Below are 19,058 nucleotides of genomic sequence, written 5' to 3'. Positions count from 1 at the left end.
TAAATGGAGGAAAACAGCATGAAAAAGAAATATAAGCGTGCCCTGGCAGCGGCGCTGGCGGCGGTGATGATATGGAATACCTGTGACTGGCACCCGCAGGTGCTGGCAGGCAGTTCGGTGCAGTATATCGAGGAAGTGAAGGAGCTTTCGGATGAAATCCTGCATCAGGAGGTTCCGTATGGAACGAAATATAAGGATCTGGAGCTGCCGGACAAGCTGAAGGTGCGGGTTTTGGCAGAAGAAGCATCGGATGAAGAAGACGGTGCAGAAAAGATTGCTACGCCGTCGGAGCTTCAAAGCGGAGACGGTAAAGTGGAAACAGAAAAAAAGTCTCAGACGCTTTCTTCATCTGAAACAGATGGTACAGTTCGGAAAGCATCCCCATCTGAGGCAGATGCTACAGAAAAATCGGAAATAGGGGGGGGTGGATGACACTGAGCAGAAAGCATCCCCATCCGATGCGGACGGGACGAAAACCGATAAAAACTGGAAGGAAGTAAAGGTCCGCTGGGTTCTGGATGAGACCTTCAGTGAGAAAGATACATACGACGGAGAAACACCGGGTACCTATGTGTTTGATGCGGAATTGAAAAGCAGCCGCTATGAACTGGATACCGGCTTTTTGCCAAGCATCGAGGTGACGGTGCTTCCGGAAGAAAAAGGCCCGGCAATCCTCGGATTTTCGGAGTTAGATGAGGCAGTTGCGGTGCAGAAGCTCCCTCTGGGTGCCAAAGAAAGCGATATCATCCTTCCGGATACACTGGAGGTTAAGGTGGAAGAGGCGGATGAAACGCTGGCGCAAGACAGCCAGAACGTGCATCTGGTGGAAGCAGTGGATAAGGGCACAGAGAAAGATACAGATGCGGAAACGGCAGTCTGGCAGATCTCCGGCATAACCTGGAAACTGGACGAAGAGCAGAGTGATCTTCCGGAGTTTCACGGCGGCATTTCCGAAAAAGACTATTTCGAAGAATTTGACGAGGACGGAGAGCCGGTCGAGACTTCGACGAAGACCTGGGCGGGCTATGAGGAGGCAAATCAGGACTACAACGGCTGTGCCTATGTCTACACACCGGTTCTGCCGGAGGAATATCCGATGGGAGAGGAAGCAGAGCTTCCGGAAATCTGCGTTCTCGTAGGAGAGATGCAGCTGATGACTCTGGCAGGCGAGGAGTATGATCTGAATAATGAGCCGCTACTCATTAATAGTGCTAACAAAAATGAGTTTAACGGAAAAACCATAACCGGCAGATATTGCCCTACCAATCGACCGGAGGCCACTTATACAGACATCAAGGGCGGCATCATAATTGATAATGTTACGGTCGATCTGACGATTAAAAATGTAACGATCCAATCTGGTGGAGCCAGAGGATGGAATCTGGCCGGTATTTACTTGAAAGGCAATGCCCAGCTGAATCTGACCTTAGAAGGAACCAATACACTTGTGGGACTGGATGAGGGAGCCGGAATTGAGGTGGGAAAAGGAGCAACACTGGTTATTACGGAGAATAGTACCGGAAGCCTGAAGGCAGTGGGAGGTGCCTATGGGGCCGCCGGTATCGGAGGAAAAGGAACAGCAAGTGACGAAGGTGCAGATAATAACTGTAGGACAGGAACGATTATAATCAAGGGCGGAACTATCGAAGCTGAAGGTGGAGCTTATTGGGTTTCCTATTCGAGGGATTATCATGGAGGAGCCGGAATCGGAACCGGTCGCTATGGAATCGGCGGAACCATTAAAATACTGGGTGGAACGATAACCGCAAAAGGAGGAAGGCAGACAGGAGCTGGAATCGGAGGCGGAATGGGTGGAAGTGTAGACACGATCGTGATCGACGGGAGGAAAGACGAAGCTCCCAATATAGCCGTATCTTTTTATAAGAATGAAAAATCAGAATATCTGGGAGCTGCCATCGGCAGCGGATGGAATGGAGTGACTGATTTAAAATTATCCTGTGGCGATATCCAGATATTAAGTGGATCTGTGAAGGTAACGGGTGGAAATATTGGTTATGGAGAGTTATGGCCTCTTGATGGAAATGGAATGGAAGGCGGCAGTGTCACTATTTCCGAGGAGGTGCAGCTGGAGCTGCCGCTTGAAAGCAAGATTGCGCCCCGAGGAGAAGAATGTACCTACGGGAAAAAAACATTCCAGATCACCGCTTATGATAACCAGCTACAAAATGAAACCTATCAGGCTGACATAGCCCTGTATTGGAAAAATGATACAGAGAGAAAAAATCCGGTTTATGAAAAAAGCACTCAGATGACCGTCTCAGGATTCAGGGGAACGATACCGGATATAACCCAGTGGATGGGCTATTCCGGAAATATGCAGATGGTTGTAGCGCTGGAGCCTTCCGGTGGCGGGACAGTTAAGACGATGGAGGGAAGCGTTGTTCTAAACAAAGGAAAGGATGAAACCATCTCCGTCACGCTGGGAAAAGCCGCTTACCAGAAGGCAATGGATCTGACCATCCATGATGGCCGTTTGAGGGATGGTAAGAAATATACCCTGACAGTTCAAATCGGGGAAGAAGCAAGCGAAGGCGGCACTGCACCAGATGTAGTAACCTATTTATCTCAAAAAGCTTCCGGTTATCAGCTAAAGACTGATAAAGTCAGCTGGTATACGCCCCTGTCCGGAGAGGTTCCGGTATCGGTTCAGGTACAGGAAGAAGGAGGGGAAGGAGAAAATACGAATAGCTTTACAGTAACAGGATCCCTCTCGATGGAGTCAAAGGAGGAAAAGAATCTTTCCCTTACCATCGGAGAACACCTGTATCCTGTCCGGTTCCACTTCTACTCATCCAAGGTGCAGGAGGCAGAGAATGTATCCCTGACAGCCGGACGGCTGGCTGGAGCCTTAGAAGCTCCGGTGGAATTAAAGCAGGACGAAGGCCAGTTTGCCTTTGACGGGAAGCTGACAATTGATGCAGAAGCAGGTAATCATGCATATGCTCTGGCATATCTTCCGGTCGGAAATTACCGGTTTGTGATAAATACAGGCATCGCAGAATTAGGCAGCTCCAGTGGAAACTTTACCCTGGACAATGAAAAGGTAAATGCAGGGGATGCAGGAACGGATATCATCGTATTAAATGAGGCAGAGGCACTGGAGGGAGAACTGGATCTTTCCCTTGGAAATATATCTTTTTCCGAGGAAGATGGTAAGCTGACAATTTTATATTCTAAAACAGATGATTCCGGTCAGGTGGTTACAGCAAAGTTAATAGACCAGTCCTATGATAATTGCTATCGGATCACTTCATCTGGGCTGGTAGAGAAGTATCATCTCTCCGTGGATACACCAGCTTCCAGGAAACTAAAGCTCGTATTGAAGAACCTTACGATTACCCCGGAAAAGGCTATCGCACCGATTCAGATAAACGGAGAGTCTCAGGTGACCACCTATCTGGAAGGGAAAAACAAGATTTCGATTAATGAATCAGAGAAATCTTCTTCACCTGCCGGCATCAGCGTGGCGAAAGGTGCAAAGCTTACGATTGACAATGAACTGGGGCAGCAGGGCTCCATAGAGGTGCTCAATAATACAAATGCAAGCAAGACGGGTGCAGCAATTGGAGGAAATGTAGGACAGGATGCAGGAATCATTCACATCAAGGGGGGAACTGTAATTGCAAAAATGATGAATTCCAATTCTAGGGGAGCTGCCATCGGTGCTTCGGTAGAAAAAAGTGTAAAAGAAATACGGATTAGCGGAGGAGTTGTAACTGCAAAAGGTAGTTGGGGTGCCGGAATCGGAACAGGAGGTGCTAATGGCAAGGAAAGAACCGGTAAAATCGTGATAGAAGGCGGAACGGTGAATGCAAGCTCGTCGAACGGTGCCGGAATTGGAAGCGGTATTGGATATGCCCGTAGTAAACCGGCGATGGCGATAACTGCCGATATTGAGATTCATGGTGGAATGATTACAGCCTATTCTGAACAGGGAGCCTGCATCGGAAGTGGTAATGACAGTTCATCGAAGGTGCTGATTAACGGCGGCACAATCTGCTTGGATATTAAGGAGTCATGGGAGAGATCAATCGCCCATATTGGGATGGGAAAAAATGATAATACACAGGCACCAACTGATGTGAAGATTAAGGGTGGAACGATCTGTTTGATAAGGGCGAATGGATATATACCGCGACCGATCATTTATGGCTGGGAAAAGACTGCAGATGGAAAGTGGCAACAGAATAAGCCCAAAGATGGGAACGGTAATCCGGTTTATTACACCACTGTGGATCTGACCGGTATCCATGAGAAAGATGCTCCGGTTGAAACTGCAAAGCTGGAAGATATTTCCTACGGCTTTAAGGATGTCCGGACAGATTCCAACGGAAAGCTCTATATGTACCTTCCGGCATCGGAGACAGTGAAAGCCTCCTTTGGCGGTGTGGAATTTACCGGAAAGGTTGAGGCAGGCAAGGATGAGAATGTATTAGAGCGTGAACTGACTTCTGTTGATTATGGAAAGGAATTATTGAAAAACAATTTACAGAGCGCAGTGGAATTTGCACAGTCAAAAGATGCATCGTCCTGGACGGAAATTCCGGTAAATGGTGCGGCATCGCTGACAGAGATTCTGGATAACCAGCCAGAAGGTACAAATGAGATTTCCCTGTATGTCCGTAAGAAAGCGGGCACTTCCGGCGCTGCAGGCGAAGCAACCGAGATAAAGATTCCGGCAAGACCGGCAAAACCGGACCAGATACAGGAAACAGATATAACGAAAGACAGCTACTCTATCAAGGTAAAAAGACCGGTCGGTTCCCGTTACGAGTACGGAATTGCCAAATCTGAGTCTGGTGAGCCTAATTGGTGGTCGGAGAGGACGTTTACATCGCCGAAGCCGGCTAACACCTATTATATAACCCTTCGTGTGAAAGCAACAGACAGCAGTTTTGCATCGAAGCCGGCTGATCGTTTGAAGGTGACAACACCGGATGCATTACTGATCGACGGTCCCGCTGGCGCTGTATCCTTTGAAGCGAAGGGAGCCTATGGACAGACGCTTGAGAATATTCCGGTAAAGCTGGCAGAGGAATTTCAGGTTGTTAATTATGGTAGATCACCGGTTTCAGGAACATGGAAGTTCAGTGCGGATCAGAGCGGAATGTCCGCTTCCTCCATTTATCCGGAGGTAAAGGGAACCACTGCATATCAGGTAGAATTTATACCGACTGAAACATCAGAAGGGCAGTATGGAAAACCTTTGACCCAAAGTGTGATTCCGGAGATATCTCCGAAAGAGTTGACCGCAGTTCTTACGACACCTATTGGAAAAGACTATGACGGAAGTACCGGTATCGCATTAGAGGCGACGGTGGAGATAGAAACTCCGGGTCAGAGCACGGGTCATAGCTATAACATCCGCGACCTGAAAGGAAGCTTTGCAGATGCCAATGCCGGAACCGATAAGACGGTAACCATTGATTCCTCAGAGGCAAAGGTTGAGACAGGCGAGAGTGCAGTGAATCTGCAGAATTACCGTATCATATATCCAGCCCAGACCGGAACGATCCATCAGATACAGGGTTCGGTTTCGATCGATCCGCAAGCATGGACCGGAGAAAAAAACTATGGAGATGACAGCTTTCCGCTGACAGGTGTGAATGTAGTGGGAGATGGAGCTCGGAACTATACAAGCTCTAATGAAAAGGTTCTCACCGTGGACGCACAGGGACAGGTGACTATCAAAGGCCCGGGTTCCGCAGATGTAAGCATCACCATGGAAAACGGAAGAAATTATCTCGGCACAAACACACCGGCAGAGAGAACGATAACCATTGAAAAAGGAACACTCGCCCTAACTTTAACGGCTGTGAACCGGACGACCGGGGCTCAGCTTTCGAAAGGAATTCTGGGAACAGAGGAAGAGAATTTTGATATCATTGCCAGAGTGCAGGGCGTTTACCAGGACAAGCTGCAGGGTTATGTTCATTTCTATGATAATGAAAATCCGGATGCAGATATAGTTTCGGTAGGGGAAGATGGAACCGCTGTACTTAAGTGGATGAAGCCGGGAGAATCATTTGTAGGCACCCACACAATCAAAGCCGAGTTTGATTTTGGTGAATTTGATACGTGGGAATCCAGATACAACACACCAGCTCCGGCATCCCTTACATTTGAAATCAGTAAGGCAGCTCCACCGGCAGAGGATAAGCCAGATAACTCCGACAAGCCAGAAGACTCCGACAAGCCAGACCAATCAGGCAGCCAGAGCGCTTCCTCCGGACGTGACAAGTCTTCCGGCAGCGGAGCGACCAGGCAGGATCCGGTGAAGGGAAGAATCAACAGCAGCATAGGTATTCTCACGGGAACTGCCAACAGTACGGCCAATGACGGAAAGAGTCACTGGATGCAGGATGAACATGGATGGTGGCTGCGCTTCGCAGACAGCAGCTACCCGAAGGCAGAAAAACGCGGTACAAATGGCATTGCATATGCATGGGAGCAGGTAAACGGCAACTGGTGGGCGTTCGATGAAAGCGGCTATATCAAGACCGGCTGGATGCGCGACGAAGACTATGGCGGCTGGTTCTACCTCGATCCGGAACACGGCATGCAGACCGGCTGGGTCCTGATTGACGGCAAATGGCACTATTTCCACCCGACCTCAGACGGAAGAAAAGGCATCCTGTATGTCGGACGTCTGACACCGGACGGCTACTATGTAGATGAAAATGGTGTGTGGGATGGGAAAGACAGACAGTAAAAAGAACATTTAGGTCGAAGTTTGATTGATTGCGGCTTCTATCTAAATACCTTATGAAGCCGAGTCAAAATGAAATTCCAATGTGTTTACAGCTGTATTCATGAAAAAATATAATGAGCGCAGGAGAAAAGAATGCGGCTGCGAAGCAGACATATTCTTTTCTTGCGCCATTAACGAACGAACAGCCATGCGAAGCAGGGCGGTAGAGCGCGATAGCGCGGGTTCGTGAGTGGACGGGTGAGAATACGTATGATATAATGAACCCTGGGGGATCATAACCTGATTCACAAGGGGAAAACAAACCGACACAGGAGGGGAACACATGAAGAATTTCTACACCGAAGAACAGTGGAATGAGATTCTGAAACAGCAGGAATCCGTACTTCGCTACGACACATTTACCCGGAAACAGGCGCTTGAGCTGGGGCTTTTGATTGCAGAGATCACGGGGGAAAAATATCACGGTTCGGTCGCTGTCCGCATCGTGGAGGACGAGACGACCGTCTTTGCCTACAAGATGGAGGGCGCGACGCTGGAAGCAGACTGGTGGATGACCAATAAGCTGGCAGCATCGCGGCTCACGGGGATGAGCTCGCTGCGGGCGCTGACGGCATCGAGAGCCGGAGAACTGGAAGCATCCTGGAAAGTGCGCGAGGAGAACTTCTTCGTGTGCGGCGGCTGCATCCCGGTTTTCATGAGAGATGGAAGCCGTCCTTTTGCCTATGTGATGGTATCCGGCATGGAACACTGGGACGATCATCAGGTGATCGCGGATGCGATGGCGAAACAGCTGGGGGTTGAGATTCCGGAGGTTCAAAAAGAGCAGCCATAAAATGATTGACTTGTAAAAATAAAGACGTTTGCAGAAATGGAAGGTAGATGAGCTATCTGCATTTTTGTAGGCGTCTTTTGTTGTTTTACTGTGCCGTATGGCGATGAATTATCCGTTATTTTGTATAGCGCACTTCCCCACCAGGTGGTATAATTCTAGTATTATAAAATTTTAGATTCAAAGAACATTTGCAATGATTCAGATGTTTTCTGCATAGCCGGGAACCGTCTGAGGCAGCCAGAGAATGCGAGGAATGTGGATGAGTAAAAAAGAGGTACGTCAGGCGGCGGCGGAACTGGCCGAGCGCCTTTGTGAAAAAGACTTTTTAGACCGGTCGGGACTGAGCCGGAAAAATGTCATGATGCTCATGAACAAGGAACACTGGGAGGAGCAGTTTGCCCATATTTTCCCGATCAAAAAGCGGATTTCCTGCCGGGCGGTCTACGAGATCTGTGAGGAACCCTTAAGCCTTTTAGGGCATGAGCCGGAAGAGGGCTGGATGAAGTTTACCTACCAGTATGTGTGCCATATTCTCTACCCGGATGCGGAGTTTAAGAAGGAAAATGCCGCTTTTTCCGCCGGTGCGGAGTTCTATCTGGCAGTGCTTCAGTTCGTGTTTGACCGCGAGCGGGCGGTGCTTCCGTACAAACCGATGGAGGACTTTGCATTTTTGGATGATGAGGAAGCTTCAAGCTTTGAGTGCGCGGCAGAATACAGCCGTTTCAAGAAGTTTTTCGCACAGGAATACATCTATGAGATGATGCGCCTCAATGCGGAGGTGACGCCGTTTCGGACGCTGGAGCACATCGCGGGCGTGCATTATGTCGCGATGACGGTGGCACGGGGGCTTTACGCGGCGGGTGTTCCGATTGATCTGACGCTGACATCGGGGGCAGCAGCAGGTCATGATCTCGGCAAATTCGGCTGCAAGCCGAATGAGCGGGTTCCGTATCTTCATTACTATTATACAAACCAGTGGTTCAACAACCATTCGATGGAATACATCGGCCATATCGCGGCGAACCATTCGACCTGGGATCTGGAACCGGAAAACCTGTCGGTTGAATCCCTGGTGCTGATCTATGCCGATTTCCGTGTAAAACAGAGCCGCGGCGATGACGGGCGCGAGATTACCTACATTTCTAATCTGGATGAGGCGTTCAACGTCATCCTCTCGAAACTCGACAACGTGGATGAGGTCAAATTAAACCGTTACCGCTTTGTTTATTCCAAACTGCATGATTTTGAGGATTATATGCGGTCTCTCGGTGTGGATGTGGATTTGAATGGACACCCGAAAAAGCCGGAGGTGCTGCCGGATATTTCCCTTCGGAATGCAGAGCAGACGGTGCAGTCCCTCGTTTTCATGGGTATCGAGCATAATATCCGCGTCATGCATCAGATGGGGGCGGAACGCCAGTTTGGCAATCTCCTCGAGGCGGCGCGCAGCGAGAAGGATTGGAAGAGTGTCCGCGCGTACTTAAACATTTTCCGTGAATATTTTACATACACAAACGACAAACAGAAAGAGCAGACGCTGGGCTTTTTATATGAGCTTCTGATGCACCGCGAGGGCGACATCCGCGCGCAGGCGGCGAGGCTGCTCGGACACGTGATCGCGCAGTTCAATGCCGGTTACCGCAAGGAGCGCCCAGCGGGCATGCCGGATATTGCCGAGGAGCGGGTGATGGAGATCTGGAAGCAATATCTGGAAATGATCATCCGACCGGATCACAAGCTGATGCTGCAGCAGAAACGGCGCATCCGTTATCACCTGAAAAATGTGCTGGCATCGGTGGTTGATCATGCGACGCTGGGCGATCTGCGGGAATTTCTGGAGGCATTTCTGGTTTGGTATGATCGGGCGGATGAGCTGGATCCGGGCGAGGCATTTTCTTTGCTGGATACGGTGCATTTCATGCCGTTTGATAAGCTGAGTGAAGAGGAACTGGGGAAAATCGCAAAATTTGCCCTGATTGAGTCGCAGAGCGGGGAACCGGATGTGCGGATCGCATCATGGCGCGCCTTCAAGCTTCTGACGGCGTACCAGCCGGATCATCCGTGCTGTGCCGAGATCGGCGTGTGCGTGAGGGCGGCGCAGGTTGAGGACAATATCACGATGACCTTCCTCAAATACCGCGTGTTAAGTAACCTCGGAGAGGACACGGCGAGAGAACAGGAACTTTTGTATGACCGCGACGTTGTCTCTGATATTTTCCTGGATAACCTCAAAACAGCGACGCCGTGGGTCATCAAGTCGGCCAATATCAAGCTGCTCGTCGATCAGATCTCACATGGCAAACAGGAACATATGCTGCATATCGCAGCGCATCTCTCAAACCTTGTAAAAGTCAGCGAGCACGTGATCGTGCGCCATGATGCCGGAACCGCCCTGCTTCGCATCATCGGGCTTCTGACACCGGATCAGAGAAATGAGATCGTGGTCGAGTTGATGAAGGGGCTGGAAGTCGGTGAGTACGAATTTTCCAAATATATTCCGCAGTATCTGGGGCAGGCGGCGCTGTGGCTGCCGCCGGAACAGCTGGAGGAGATCGTTTCCTACCTACATGGCATGATGGCAAATGCAAACGACCAGATAGTCTCGGTTGCGCTTGATACGGTCGGCGTGCTGCTGGAACGGTATTCGTGCTACCCAGAGCGCTTTGCGGAGGAAAAAGAGGTGTGCGAGGAACGGCGCGGACGTCTGCTTGGCATCCTGCTCAGCGGTCTGGCGAATTACCGCGAGTCGGTGCGCCAGGAGGCGATGCTGGTGCTGGGGCAGACCGTCTTCGGCTCATCCTGGATGGAGTGCCGGGAGAAAAAAGAGCTGTTCGCCCTGTCCTTCCGCAAGATGCTGTTCTTATTCAATGAAAATAAGGGAAATGAGCTGACGGCATTTTATCGTGCGGCGTCCCTTTCTAATATTTACCGGTTCATCACGCAGTACCATATGACCGAGGGCAATTTAGAGATCAAAGAGCAGAACCAGGTGGCATTCTTCCCAGGCACATTTGACCCGTTTACGCTGTCGCACAAGGAGATTGTCCGCGAGATTCGCGACCGCGGCTATGAGGTGTTTCTGGCGGTCGATGAATTTTCCTGGTCGAAAAAGGCGCAGCCGCATCTGATCCGCCGTCAGATTGTGAGTATGTCGGTGGCGGATGAGTTCCATGTGAACCTGTTCCCGGATGAGATTCCGGTCAATATTGCCAATCCGGCGGATCTGAAACGCCTGAGAGAGGTGTTTTCCGGAAAAGAGCTGTATATCGTGGTCGGCAGCGATGTCATTGCCAATGCCTCTTCTTATAAGAAGAAACCGGTCAAAAATTCGATTCATTCGATGAACCACATCGCGTTCCGCCGCGTGGGTGATGTCAAGTCGGACAATAAATACAACCGTCAGATGATGGATCAGATCAGCGGCAAGGTTGTGGAGCTGGAGCTTCCGGAGCATCTGGAGGACATCAGTTCGACGAGAATTCGTGAAAATATCGATCTGAACCGGGATATTTCGAACCTGATTGACCCGTCTGTGCAGGAATATATCTATTACAATGGCCTGTATCTGCGGGAGCCGGAATATAAACCATATATTCGTGCGCGTGCGATCTCCTATGAGGAGGTGGAAACGCCGGATGAAATGCTTCTGGCGGAAATTTCGAATTTTGTTCTGCAGGACGAAGAAGATCGGGAGAACCTGTTGAATTCGATGAAGGAGTCGGGCGACCGGCTGCTGCTTCTTAGGAATACCGTGCAGGAAAACCGACTCGTCGGAGTGGCACGGCTTCGTTATCTGGCGCCGGATGAGCTGTTTGCCGTTCTGGGACAGGTCAGTCTGGCAGATCAGGTGCGCCGCCATACCTACGGTGAGATTCTTCTGATTTCGGGTATCTATGTCGAGCGCGACCCGATGATCAACGACGCGGAACAGCTGCTTTTAACCGAGGCGATCGCACGGTCCTTTGAGTATAAATGCGGCTATGCACTTTTCTTCCCGGCAGACGGCTACTGCCCGGAGCGCGTGCTGTCGGCGGTGGTCCGCCAGGGCTTTGTGAAGGCGCCGGAATCCCCGGAAGACGCGCCGCTCTATCTGGTCGATATGCATGCGCCGCTTGTATTAGTGCAGAATCTGGAAACGACGTTAAAAGAACCATTTTCCAGCAATCCGCGCGTTCTGGATGCGATCTACAAGGCGCATCGGGAATTGCAGATGGCGATGACGCGCTTCTATCCGGGACAGCTGGTTCTTTCGATGTCTGCGAGCGTGATTTACCATCGTCTGGTGGAACGGATCACGGCGTTGAATGGTGTGCCGCGTGACCCAGTGACGCCGAGGCACCTCGGCGGGGCGATGTGCGTGCCGTTCGGCAAGATCCTGCGTGGAAAAGTTATTCCGAATACGGTGACGAAGACGCTGCATACAGATAAAGTGTACGATCCGGAGCTGAAAGAGAAGTCGATCGAAGCGTTCCCGTACTATTCGCCGCTGCGAAGCCAGATCAAGGCTATCAAGTCCTTTGACCGCCCGGTGATTCTGGTTGATGATCTGCTGCATCACGGCGGACGTTTCGAGGCATTGGAACCGATGCTGCGCGAAGAGGGCGTGGAAATCAAAAAATTGGTGTTAGGTATGATTTCAGGCTACGGGCGCGACACGATGGCGACGAAGGGCGTGCCGGTAGACAGTATTTATTATATTCCGAATCTGCGGAACTGGTTTGTCGAGTCCACACTGTACCCGTTCATCGGAGGCGATACGGTGCGCCGCGATACCGTGAAGGTGGCGGGACTGACGCCGTCGATCAATATGATCCTGCCGTATGCCGCACCGCCGGTACAGGGAAGTACGCCGGAAGCCGCGTTTGAGTTCTCCGCGTGCTGCATCCGCAATGCGCGCAACATCCTTCTGGTGCTCGAATCCGAGTACCGGGCGCTGTTTGCGAGAAACCTGACGTTAAGCCGCCTGTCTGAAGCGGTCATCCTGCCGCTCTGCCCGGATAAAGGCGAGTGCGTCAGCTACGATCCGAATCTGGCAGCGTCGGTGTATCTGGAAAATGATTTGGAGATGCTGTATCGGACGCGGAAGTGAGAAATTATGTCAAATAATGCAAAATAATATCATATAAGATATCAAAAAAAGAGCAGGGGGTATACAATATGTACTATTATAAAATTGGAGATAAAATCTGCTGTTCCTTCAATGGAAATTTATCATACGAAAAGGCAGAAATGCCGCACCCGGGCACGCCGCTCACATTCTTATTCGAGCGCGAGCCGGGAACCGGAAGAGATTCTTTTAAGGTAAACTCGCCGCTGCTTTTATTCCAGGAGGCAGAGAATGTTTCCTGGCTGAGCAGCCGGAAGCTGGAGGTGCAGGCGGCAAACAAGAATTGCGAGCTTGACGAGGCTGTCAAAGCCGCGATCGATCAGGGTATGATGCGCGCAGTCAACCGCCTGCATCCGGATTTTGAGACAATTCTGGCAGAAAAACCGCAGAAAACGAAGAAAAGAGTCCATGTTCTGGCGATCGGCGACGTCGGAAGTACGCTGTTGACCGGGCTTCATCTTCTGGGCGGCGACTGCATCAGTTCGATCGGCATCTGTGATATTTCCGATAAAGTGACCGCACGCTGGGAATTTGAGGAAAACCAGATTGCCTACCCGTGGGCGTATGACGCGCTGCCGGAGGTCGATGTGGTAAAACCGGAAGACCTCTTCAAGTGCGATGTATTTGTATTTGTCGCTTCTAAGGGAATCCCGCCGGTTGGTTCCGGTGTCAAGGATGTGCGGATGTACCAGTTTGAAAACAACTCCAAGATCGTTGCCCAGTATGCAAGACAGGCGAGAACCGAGCATTTCAAAGGCTTATTTGCCGTTGTCTCCGATCCGGTTGACCCGCTGGCAAAGACGGCATGGCTGGAGAGCAACAAGGACGAAAACGGCATCCTTGATTTAAAGGGACTCCGCCCGGAACAGGTACAGGGCTTCGGACTGGGCGTTATGAATGCGCGTGCGGCTTATTATGCGAAGCGCGACGGGCGGTTTTCACAGTTTTTGACTGAGGGGCGTTCCTTCGGACCGCATGGACAGGATCTCGTCATCGCAGATTCCATTGAGAATTACAACGACGAGCTTTCAAAAGAACTGACCCAGCTGACGGTAACGGCAAACCTGCATATGCGTGCGATCGGTTTCAAGCCGTTTATCGCACCGGCATATTCCTCCGGCGCGATCTCCCTGATTCTGATGATGCGCGGCGAATGGCACTGCGGTTCCGTATTCATGGGCGGCATCTTCATGGGCGTGAAAAACCGTTATACTGAATACGGTCTGGAAACAGAAATCCTGCCACTGCCGGATGCGCTGTATGAGCGGATTGTGACGGCGGAGGAAAATCTGAAAAAGATTGTGTGATCGATGAGTCTTATCGCAGGAAGGAAGCGAAAATAAATGATTCATTCAAATTCAGAAGGAGATATCTATATAGAAGAAATGCCTCTCCTCCTCGTCCATCTGCGCGAGGAGGAAAAAGGCGCGGATGCGCGCCTTTCGGAGGTGTTATCCTATGCGCTGGACGGCTACGCCTACGAGACAGCGATGGAAATCAGTGCTTTTGAAGATTATGTAAACCGATGGAGGCGCCTGGAGAAGACACAGAATCGAAAAAATCCAGTCCAGGGACGTATCCTGTTTGCCGTGCCCCTTGGCACATCTGGCATCAACCTGGAGCTTTACCGTCTGATTCGTTTCCTGCGGGAACATCCGGATTTTCTGAACGGTTTTGTCGGCGGACTTTTGGTGGACAGTGAAAATGACCTCTATTCCAAATCGGCGGCGAAGGATCTGGTATTTGCCGCTAACTGTGCGGGCTGCGCGTTCGTGGGACGCCCGCTCGTCGAGGGCACGCGGACACTTTCCAATTACACGATCGTTTCCAATAATCTTGGAACCGATCTGATGGGGGCATACCGCGAGAGCGCGGCGGGGCTGGTCAAAGAAGTACTGGGAACGGATTGCGTCAGGAAAAAATGTCCGAAAGTATTGGTATTGCACGCGTCAAGCCACAAGACCTCCAACACCTACGCGATCTGGGACCGGGTGAAAGAACAGCTCCCGGAGATGGAGATCCGGGAGATAGGGCTTCGAAACGGTACGCTTTCCGACTGCGCCGGATGCCCGTACAAGATGTGCCTGCATTTTGGCGAGCAGGGAAGCTGCTTCTACGGTGGAGTGATGGTCGAGGACGTCTATCCGGCAGTCCGCGAGGCGGATGCCATCGTGATGCTCTGTCCAAACTACAACGATGCGCTGTCGGCAAACCTGACTGCGTTCATCAACCGCCTGACTTCGCTGTTCCGGACGACGCGGTTTTATGACAAAGCGCTGTTTGCGGTGGTTGTGTCGGGCTATTCCGGAAGCGATATCGTGGCGGAACAGCTTATCGCGGCGTTAAATATGAACAAAACCTTCTATCTGCCGGGGCAGTTTGCGATGATGGAGACGGCAAACAATGCCGGGGCAGCGATGCAGCTGCCGGGGATTGAGGAACGGATGAATGCGTTTGCGGAGAGAATCCGGGAGACGCTATTATATAGGTAAAGAGGCGTTATAAGCAGGGCAGCGTCACTGGGAGAGTTTGTAACTGTTCACAGGTAGGAATTTTTTGAACTGAAAATTCCGTACGATACAGTTCCGGCAGCGGATTTTGCCGATTTGGAATGCGTAGCATCGGCAAAATCCCGTTGCTGGGCACACGTGTGTGAAAAGTAACGAGAGTTTCACATCTGCTATAAAATTCTTTACAGATTTCATGAAACTAAGTATACTATATGAATATGTAAAAACTGTTTTACTCAGGCTAAAGGCCATGTGAAATCGAACCGTTTAAAGAGGGAGAAAGGCAGAAATGAAATCCTGGAGACGAACATTAGCGATAGGCTTTATCATAGCGATAACTTCGCAGCTGTATTGGAACGTATTTGTCAACAATTTCCGTGTGTCAGCGTCGGTTATCCTGCTTCCGGTGCTGATTATGACAGTCGGAAGCCAGATTCACACGATGACGATCTGTACGGTGACGTCGATCATTGTTTTTTTGTTCCGAATTGTGATATATTATCTGCAGGGAATGCCATCCGAGATGCTGGTACAGCTTGCGATGCCCGGAGCATTCTTTTATATCGTGTACGGCATGATGTTCAAGCTGCAGATCCGGAATAAACATATCGCGAATCTGGAAAATGTGATTGCGGCGGCATTTTTCTGTGACTTATGCTCGAATATATTCGAAAACTTCCTGGCGGCGCTTCTTAAAAACAATGCGATGCCGGGACCGGATATAATTCAAAAGCTTTTTATGATCGCTGCAGTCCGCACACTTTTTGTGGCACTGGCACTGATCGGAGAACAGCAGTACCGGCTTCTTCTTACGAAAGCGGATCATGAGAGCCGTTATCAGCGGTTATTTCTTATGACAACGGGACTCAAGACTGAGATTTACCTGATGCATAAGAACACCGAGGAGATCGAGCGCGTCATGAGCAATGCATACAAGCTCTATGAGCAGATTCTGGAAAAGGATCTTCCACGGGAAATGCAGCAGATGGGACTTGAGATAGCGCGGGATGTCCATGAGATCAAGAAAGATTACATCCGCATCATTCAGGGCATTGAGGAGGCGATCGAGGAAGAGTCGAACGAGGAAACGATGAGCCTGCAGGATCTTCTTCGGATTCTGGAATCATCCACCTACCGGACCATGGCGGAGAAAAAGCTGGATATCCGTCTGATGTTTGACTGCCGGGACAATTTTATGACGCAGGAACACTACCAGCTTATGACGATTCTCAAAAATTTGGTAGGAAATGCGGTGGAAGCGATCGAATCGACGAAAAAAAGTGGGATGATCTGGATTCGGGAGTACAAAAAAGATGGTAATTATGTGTTTGAAGTAGCGGACGACGGACCGGGAATTTCAGAAAAACATCTCCCACGGATTTTCAATATGGGATATTCAACGAAGTTTGATGAAAAAACCGGCAATATATATAGAGGCGTCGGGCTCTGCGGTGTGAAAAACGCGGTAGAGGAGCAGTTTGAAGGTAGTATTTCAGTGGATTCGGAAGAGGGAAGAGGAACGAAATTCCATATTGAGATACCGATAGCGAAATTGGAGGAAATAGAGTAAATGGAGATTTATATTGTAGAAGATGATATGTCAGTGATCAGCGTCCTGCAGGATATTATTGAAGATAATGATCTGGGAATCGTCTGCGGAACTTCAGAGGGACAGCCGGCGGATGTGGATGATATCCTGGCAAAGAACCCGGATATGGTTCTGATTGATTTTCTGATGCCGGAAAAGGACGGTGTTCAGGTCATGCGTGAGCTGCGGGAAAGAGGCTGCAAGGCAAAATGCATCATGATTTCCCAGGTGGCGGCGAAAGAATTGATCGGCAAGGCATACGATGCGGGCGTTGAGTTCTTCATCAGCAAGCCAATCAATATCATTGAGGTAAAATCGGTCATCCGCAATGTGGATGAGCAGATCAAGAATGAGAAAACACTGACGAATATTAAGAAAATGTTCATGGCAGAGATCGCGGATATGCCGAAGGAGAAGAAAAAAGATGACGGTTACGGCAGAAAGGTGCTTTACATTTTAAACCGTCTTGGCATGTCCGGCGAGAAGGGCGGCGACGATATCCTTCGGATCTGCGAGTATCTGCACAACAACGGACGCCCGATCTCCCAGGTCAGCATCGGTCAGCTCTGCGAGCTTTTGAGCGATGCGCCGAAGAACATGGAGCAGCGTGTCCGCCGTGCGATCGCGGTCGGCATGTCGAACCTGGCACATTTGGGTATTGAGGATTTCATGAATGAAACCTTTACTGCATACTCCAGCACCCTGTTCCCATTCGAGGAAATCCGGGCAGAGATGGATCACATCCGCGGTAAACGCCGTTACGGCGGCAAAGTCAGCATCAAAAAGTTCATCGACAGCCTGATGCTGGCGGTAGATCGTGAGGTATAACGGGTAGATTTACAAAACTTTCCAATCTGTTTATCATAAGTTAAAAAAATGTTATAAAAATTTTATGTTTTTATGATGGATCTTGTAGTTTTTTGTCGGGGCTACAGTATTATACACTTGCGAGCAAGAAAAAAAATAGGTTGGAGGTAGTTGTATGAAGACAATCGAGCTTGATATGTATCAGGCAACCGCAGTTGCGGCACTTGTACTGTTACTGGGACGTGTTCTGGTAGCTAAAATTTCTATTCTTCGTCGGTATTGTATTCCGGCACCTGTAGTTGGTGGTTTCCTTTATGCAATCGTTCATACCATCGTAAGAGGCATGGGCATTCTGGAAATTTCCTGCGATATGACACTTAAAAACGTATTCATGGTAGCTTTCTTCTGTAGCGTAGGTTTCACAGCATCCTTCCGTATGCTGAAGAAGGGCGGCGTTCAGACAGTTGTATTCCTGGCTCTGTCAGCTGTTATGGTAATTCTTCAGAACGTTCTGGGTGCTGGTCTGGCAAGCGTATTTGGTCTGGATCCTCGTCTGGGTCTGGCAACCGGTTCCATCCCGATGGTAGGTGGTCACGGTACTGCTGGTTCCTTCGGACCGTTACTTGAGGAATTAGGCGTAGCAAATGCGAGCGTTGTAGCTATCGCTTCCGCTACTTATGGTCTGGTTGCAGGCTGCGTAATCGGTGGTCCTATCGCAACTGCTAAGATCCGTAAGTACAAACTGTCCGCAGCTACTGAGGCAGCTACTAAGACTGAGACTGTAGAGACAGATGAGACTGGTGCAATCGATTCCGCTAGAATCCTTGACGGTCTTCTGTACTTAATCGTTGCTATCGGTGCTGGTACTATCGTATCCATGTTCCTTGGCAAGTTTATGACATTCCCGTTCTACATCGGCGCAATGTTAGTTGGTGCTATCATCCGTAACATCATGGATGTTCAGAACAAAGAGATCCCGATGGAAGAGATCAGCACACTGGGCGGTGCTTCCCTTTCCGTATTCCTGGGTCTGGCTATGATCGATATGAAGCTGTGGCAGTTAGCTGAGCTGGCTGTACCGATGGTAGTTATGCTTCTTGCACAGACAGTACTTATGTTCTTCTATGCAAACTTCGTTGTATTCAACGTACTTGGCAAATCCTACGATGCTGCTGTTATGACCAGTGGTTTCTGTGGATTCGGTATGGGTGCTACCCCGAACGCTATGGCAAACATGCAGGCAATCACCGGCGTATATGGTCCGGCTCCGACTGCATTCATGGTAGTTCCGCTGGTAGGTTCCTTATTCATCGACTTTGTAAACGCAACTATCCTGACAGGATTCATCAGCTTCCTGGGCTAATAGATGCGAATTTCAAGAGGTCTGCTTTTGGGCAGGCCTCTTTTTTTGCGTAATAGGAAATTTCTTGGAATTTTCTATCACACAAAAAGGAACTAATGTGCCAATGATACGTACTCGC

At 49.9% G+C, this 19,058-nt stretch carries 9 protein-coding genes; all 9 read left to right on the top strand.

The genetic code is table 11. From position 1 onward, the window contains the following. Nucleotides 1–18 precede the first annotated feature (18 nt). The 9 genes from DWV73_RS07125 to gltS all read left to right on the top strand — a co-directional run bounded on the left by DWV73_RS07125 (nt 19) and on the right by gltS (nt 18,940). Nucleotides 19–432 (top strand): hypothetical protein, encoded by a 414-nt coding sequence (locus DWV73_RS07125; protein ID WP_117796263.1) that lies wholly within the window; start codon nt 19–21, stop codon nt 430–432. Continuing rightward, a complete protein-coding gene (locus DWV73_RS07120; RefSeq protein ID WP_117796262.1) occupies nt 425–6,733 on the top strand; it encodes a YDG domain-containing protein in 6,309 nt (2,102 codons plus the stop codon). The genes DWV73_RS07125 and DWV73_RS07120 overlap by 8 nt, the downstream gene beginning before the upstream one ends. Before the next feature lie 322 nt (nt 6,734–7,055). Further along, a complete protein-coding gene (locus DWV73_RS07115) occupies nt 7,056–7,565 on the top strand; it encodes a heme-binding protein (protein ID WP_107000644.1) in 510 nt (169 codons plus the stop codon). Between the two features lie 259 nt (nt 7,566–7,824). Then, a complete protein-coding gene (locus DWV73_RS07110) occupies nt 7,825–12,654 on the top strand; it encodes a cytidyltransferase-related domain protein (RefSeq protein ID WP_117796317.1) in 4,830 nt (1,609 codons plus the stop codon). A gap of 68 nt (nt 12,655–12,722) precedes the next feature. Further along, nucleotides 12,723–13,979: a lactate dehydrogenase gene (locus DWV73_RS07105; protein WP_117796261.1), complete on the top strand. Its 1,257-nt coding sequence runs from the start codon at nt 12,723–12,725 to the stop codon at nt 13,977–13,979. Between the two features lie 36 nt (nt 13,980–14,015). Further along, nucleotides 14,016–15,164 (top strand): NAD(P)H-dependent oxidoreductase, encoded by a 1,149-nt coding sequence (locus DWV73_RS07100; RefSeq protein ID WP_242995767.1) that lies wholly within the window; start codon nt 14,016–14,018, stop codon nt 15,162–15,164. Between the two features lie 307 nt (nt 15,165–15,471). Then, nucleotides 15,472–16,752, top strand: a complete 1,281-nt coding sequence (locus DWV73_RS07095) for an ATP-binding protein (protein ID WP_107000642.1) — start codon at nt 15,472–15,474, stop codon at nt 16,750–16,752. Beyond that, nucleotides 16,753–17,598 carry a DNA-binding domain-containing protein gene (locus tag DWV73_RS07090; RefSeq protein WP_117796260.1) on the top strand — a complete coding sequence of 282 codons (846 nt, stop codon included), beginning with the start codon at nt 16,753–16,755 and terminating at the stop codon, nt 17,596–17,598. It abuts the gene before it with no gap. A gap of 154 nt (nt 17,599–17,752) precedes the next feature. Next, on the top strand, nt 17,753–18,940 hold the full coding sequence (gene gltS / locus DWV73_RS07085) for a sodium/glutamate symporter (protein ID WP_117796259.1): 1,188 nt from the start codon (nt 17,753–17,755) through the stop codon (nt 18,938–18,940). Nucleotides 18,941–19,058 lie beyond the last annotated feature (118 nt).

The sequence above is a fragment of the Clostridium sp. AF12-41 genome, from assembly GCF_003461685.1.
GTDB classification, from domain to species: Bacteria; Bacillota; Clostridia; order Lachnospirales; family Lachnospiraceae; genus Otoolea; species Otoolea fessa.
This window is presented reverse-complemented; position numbering and strand designations above follow the sequence as displayed.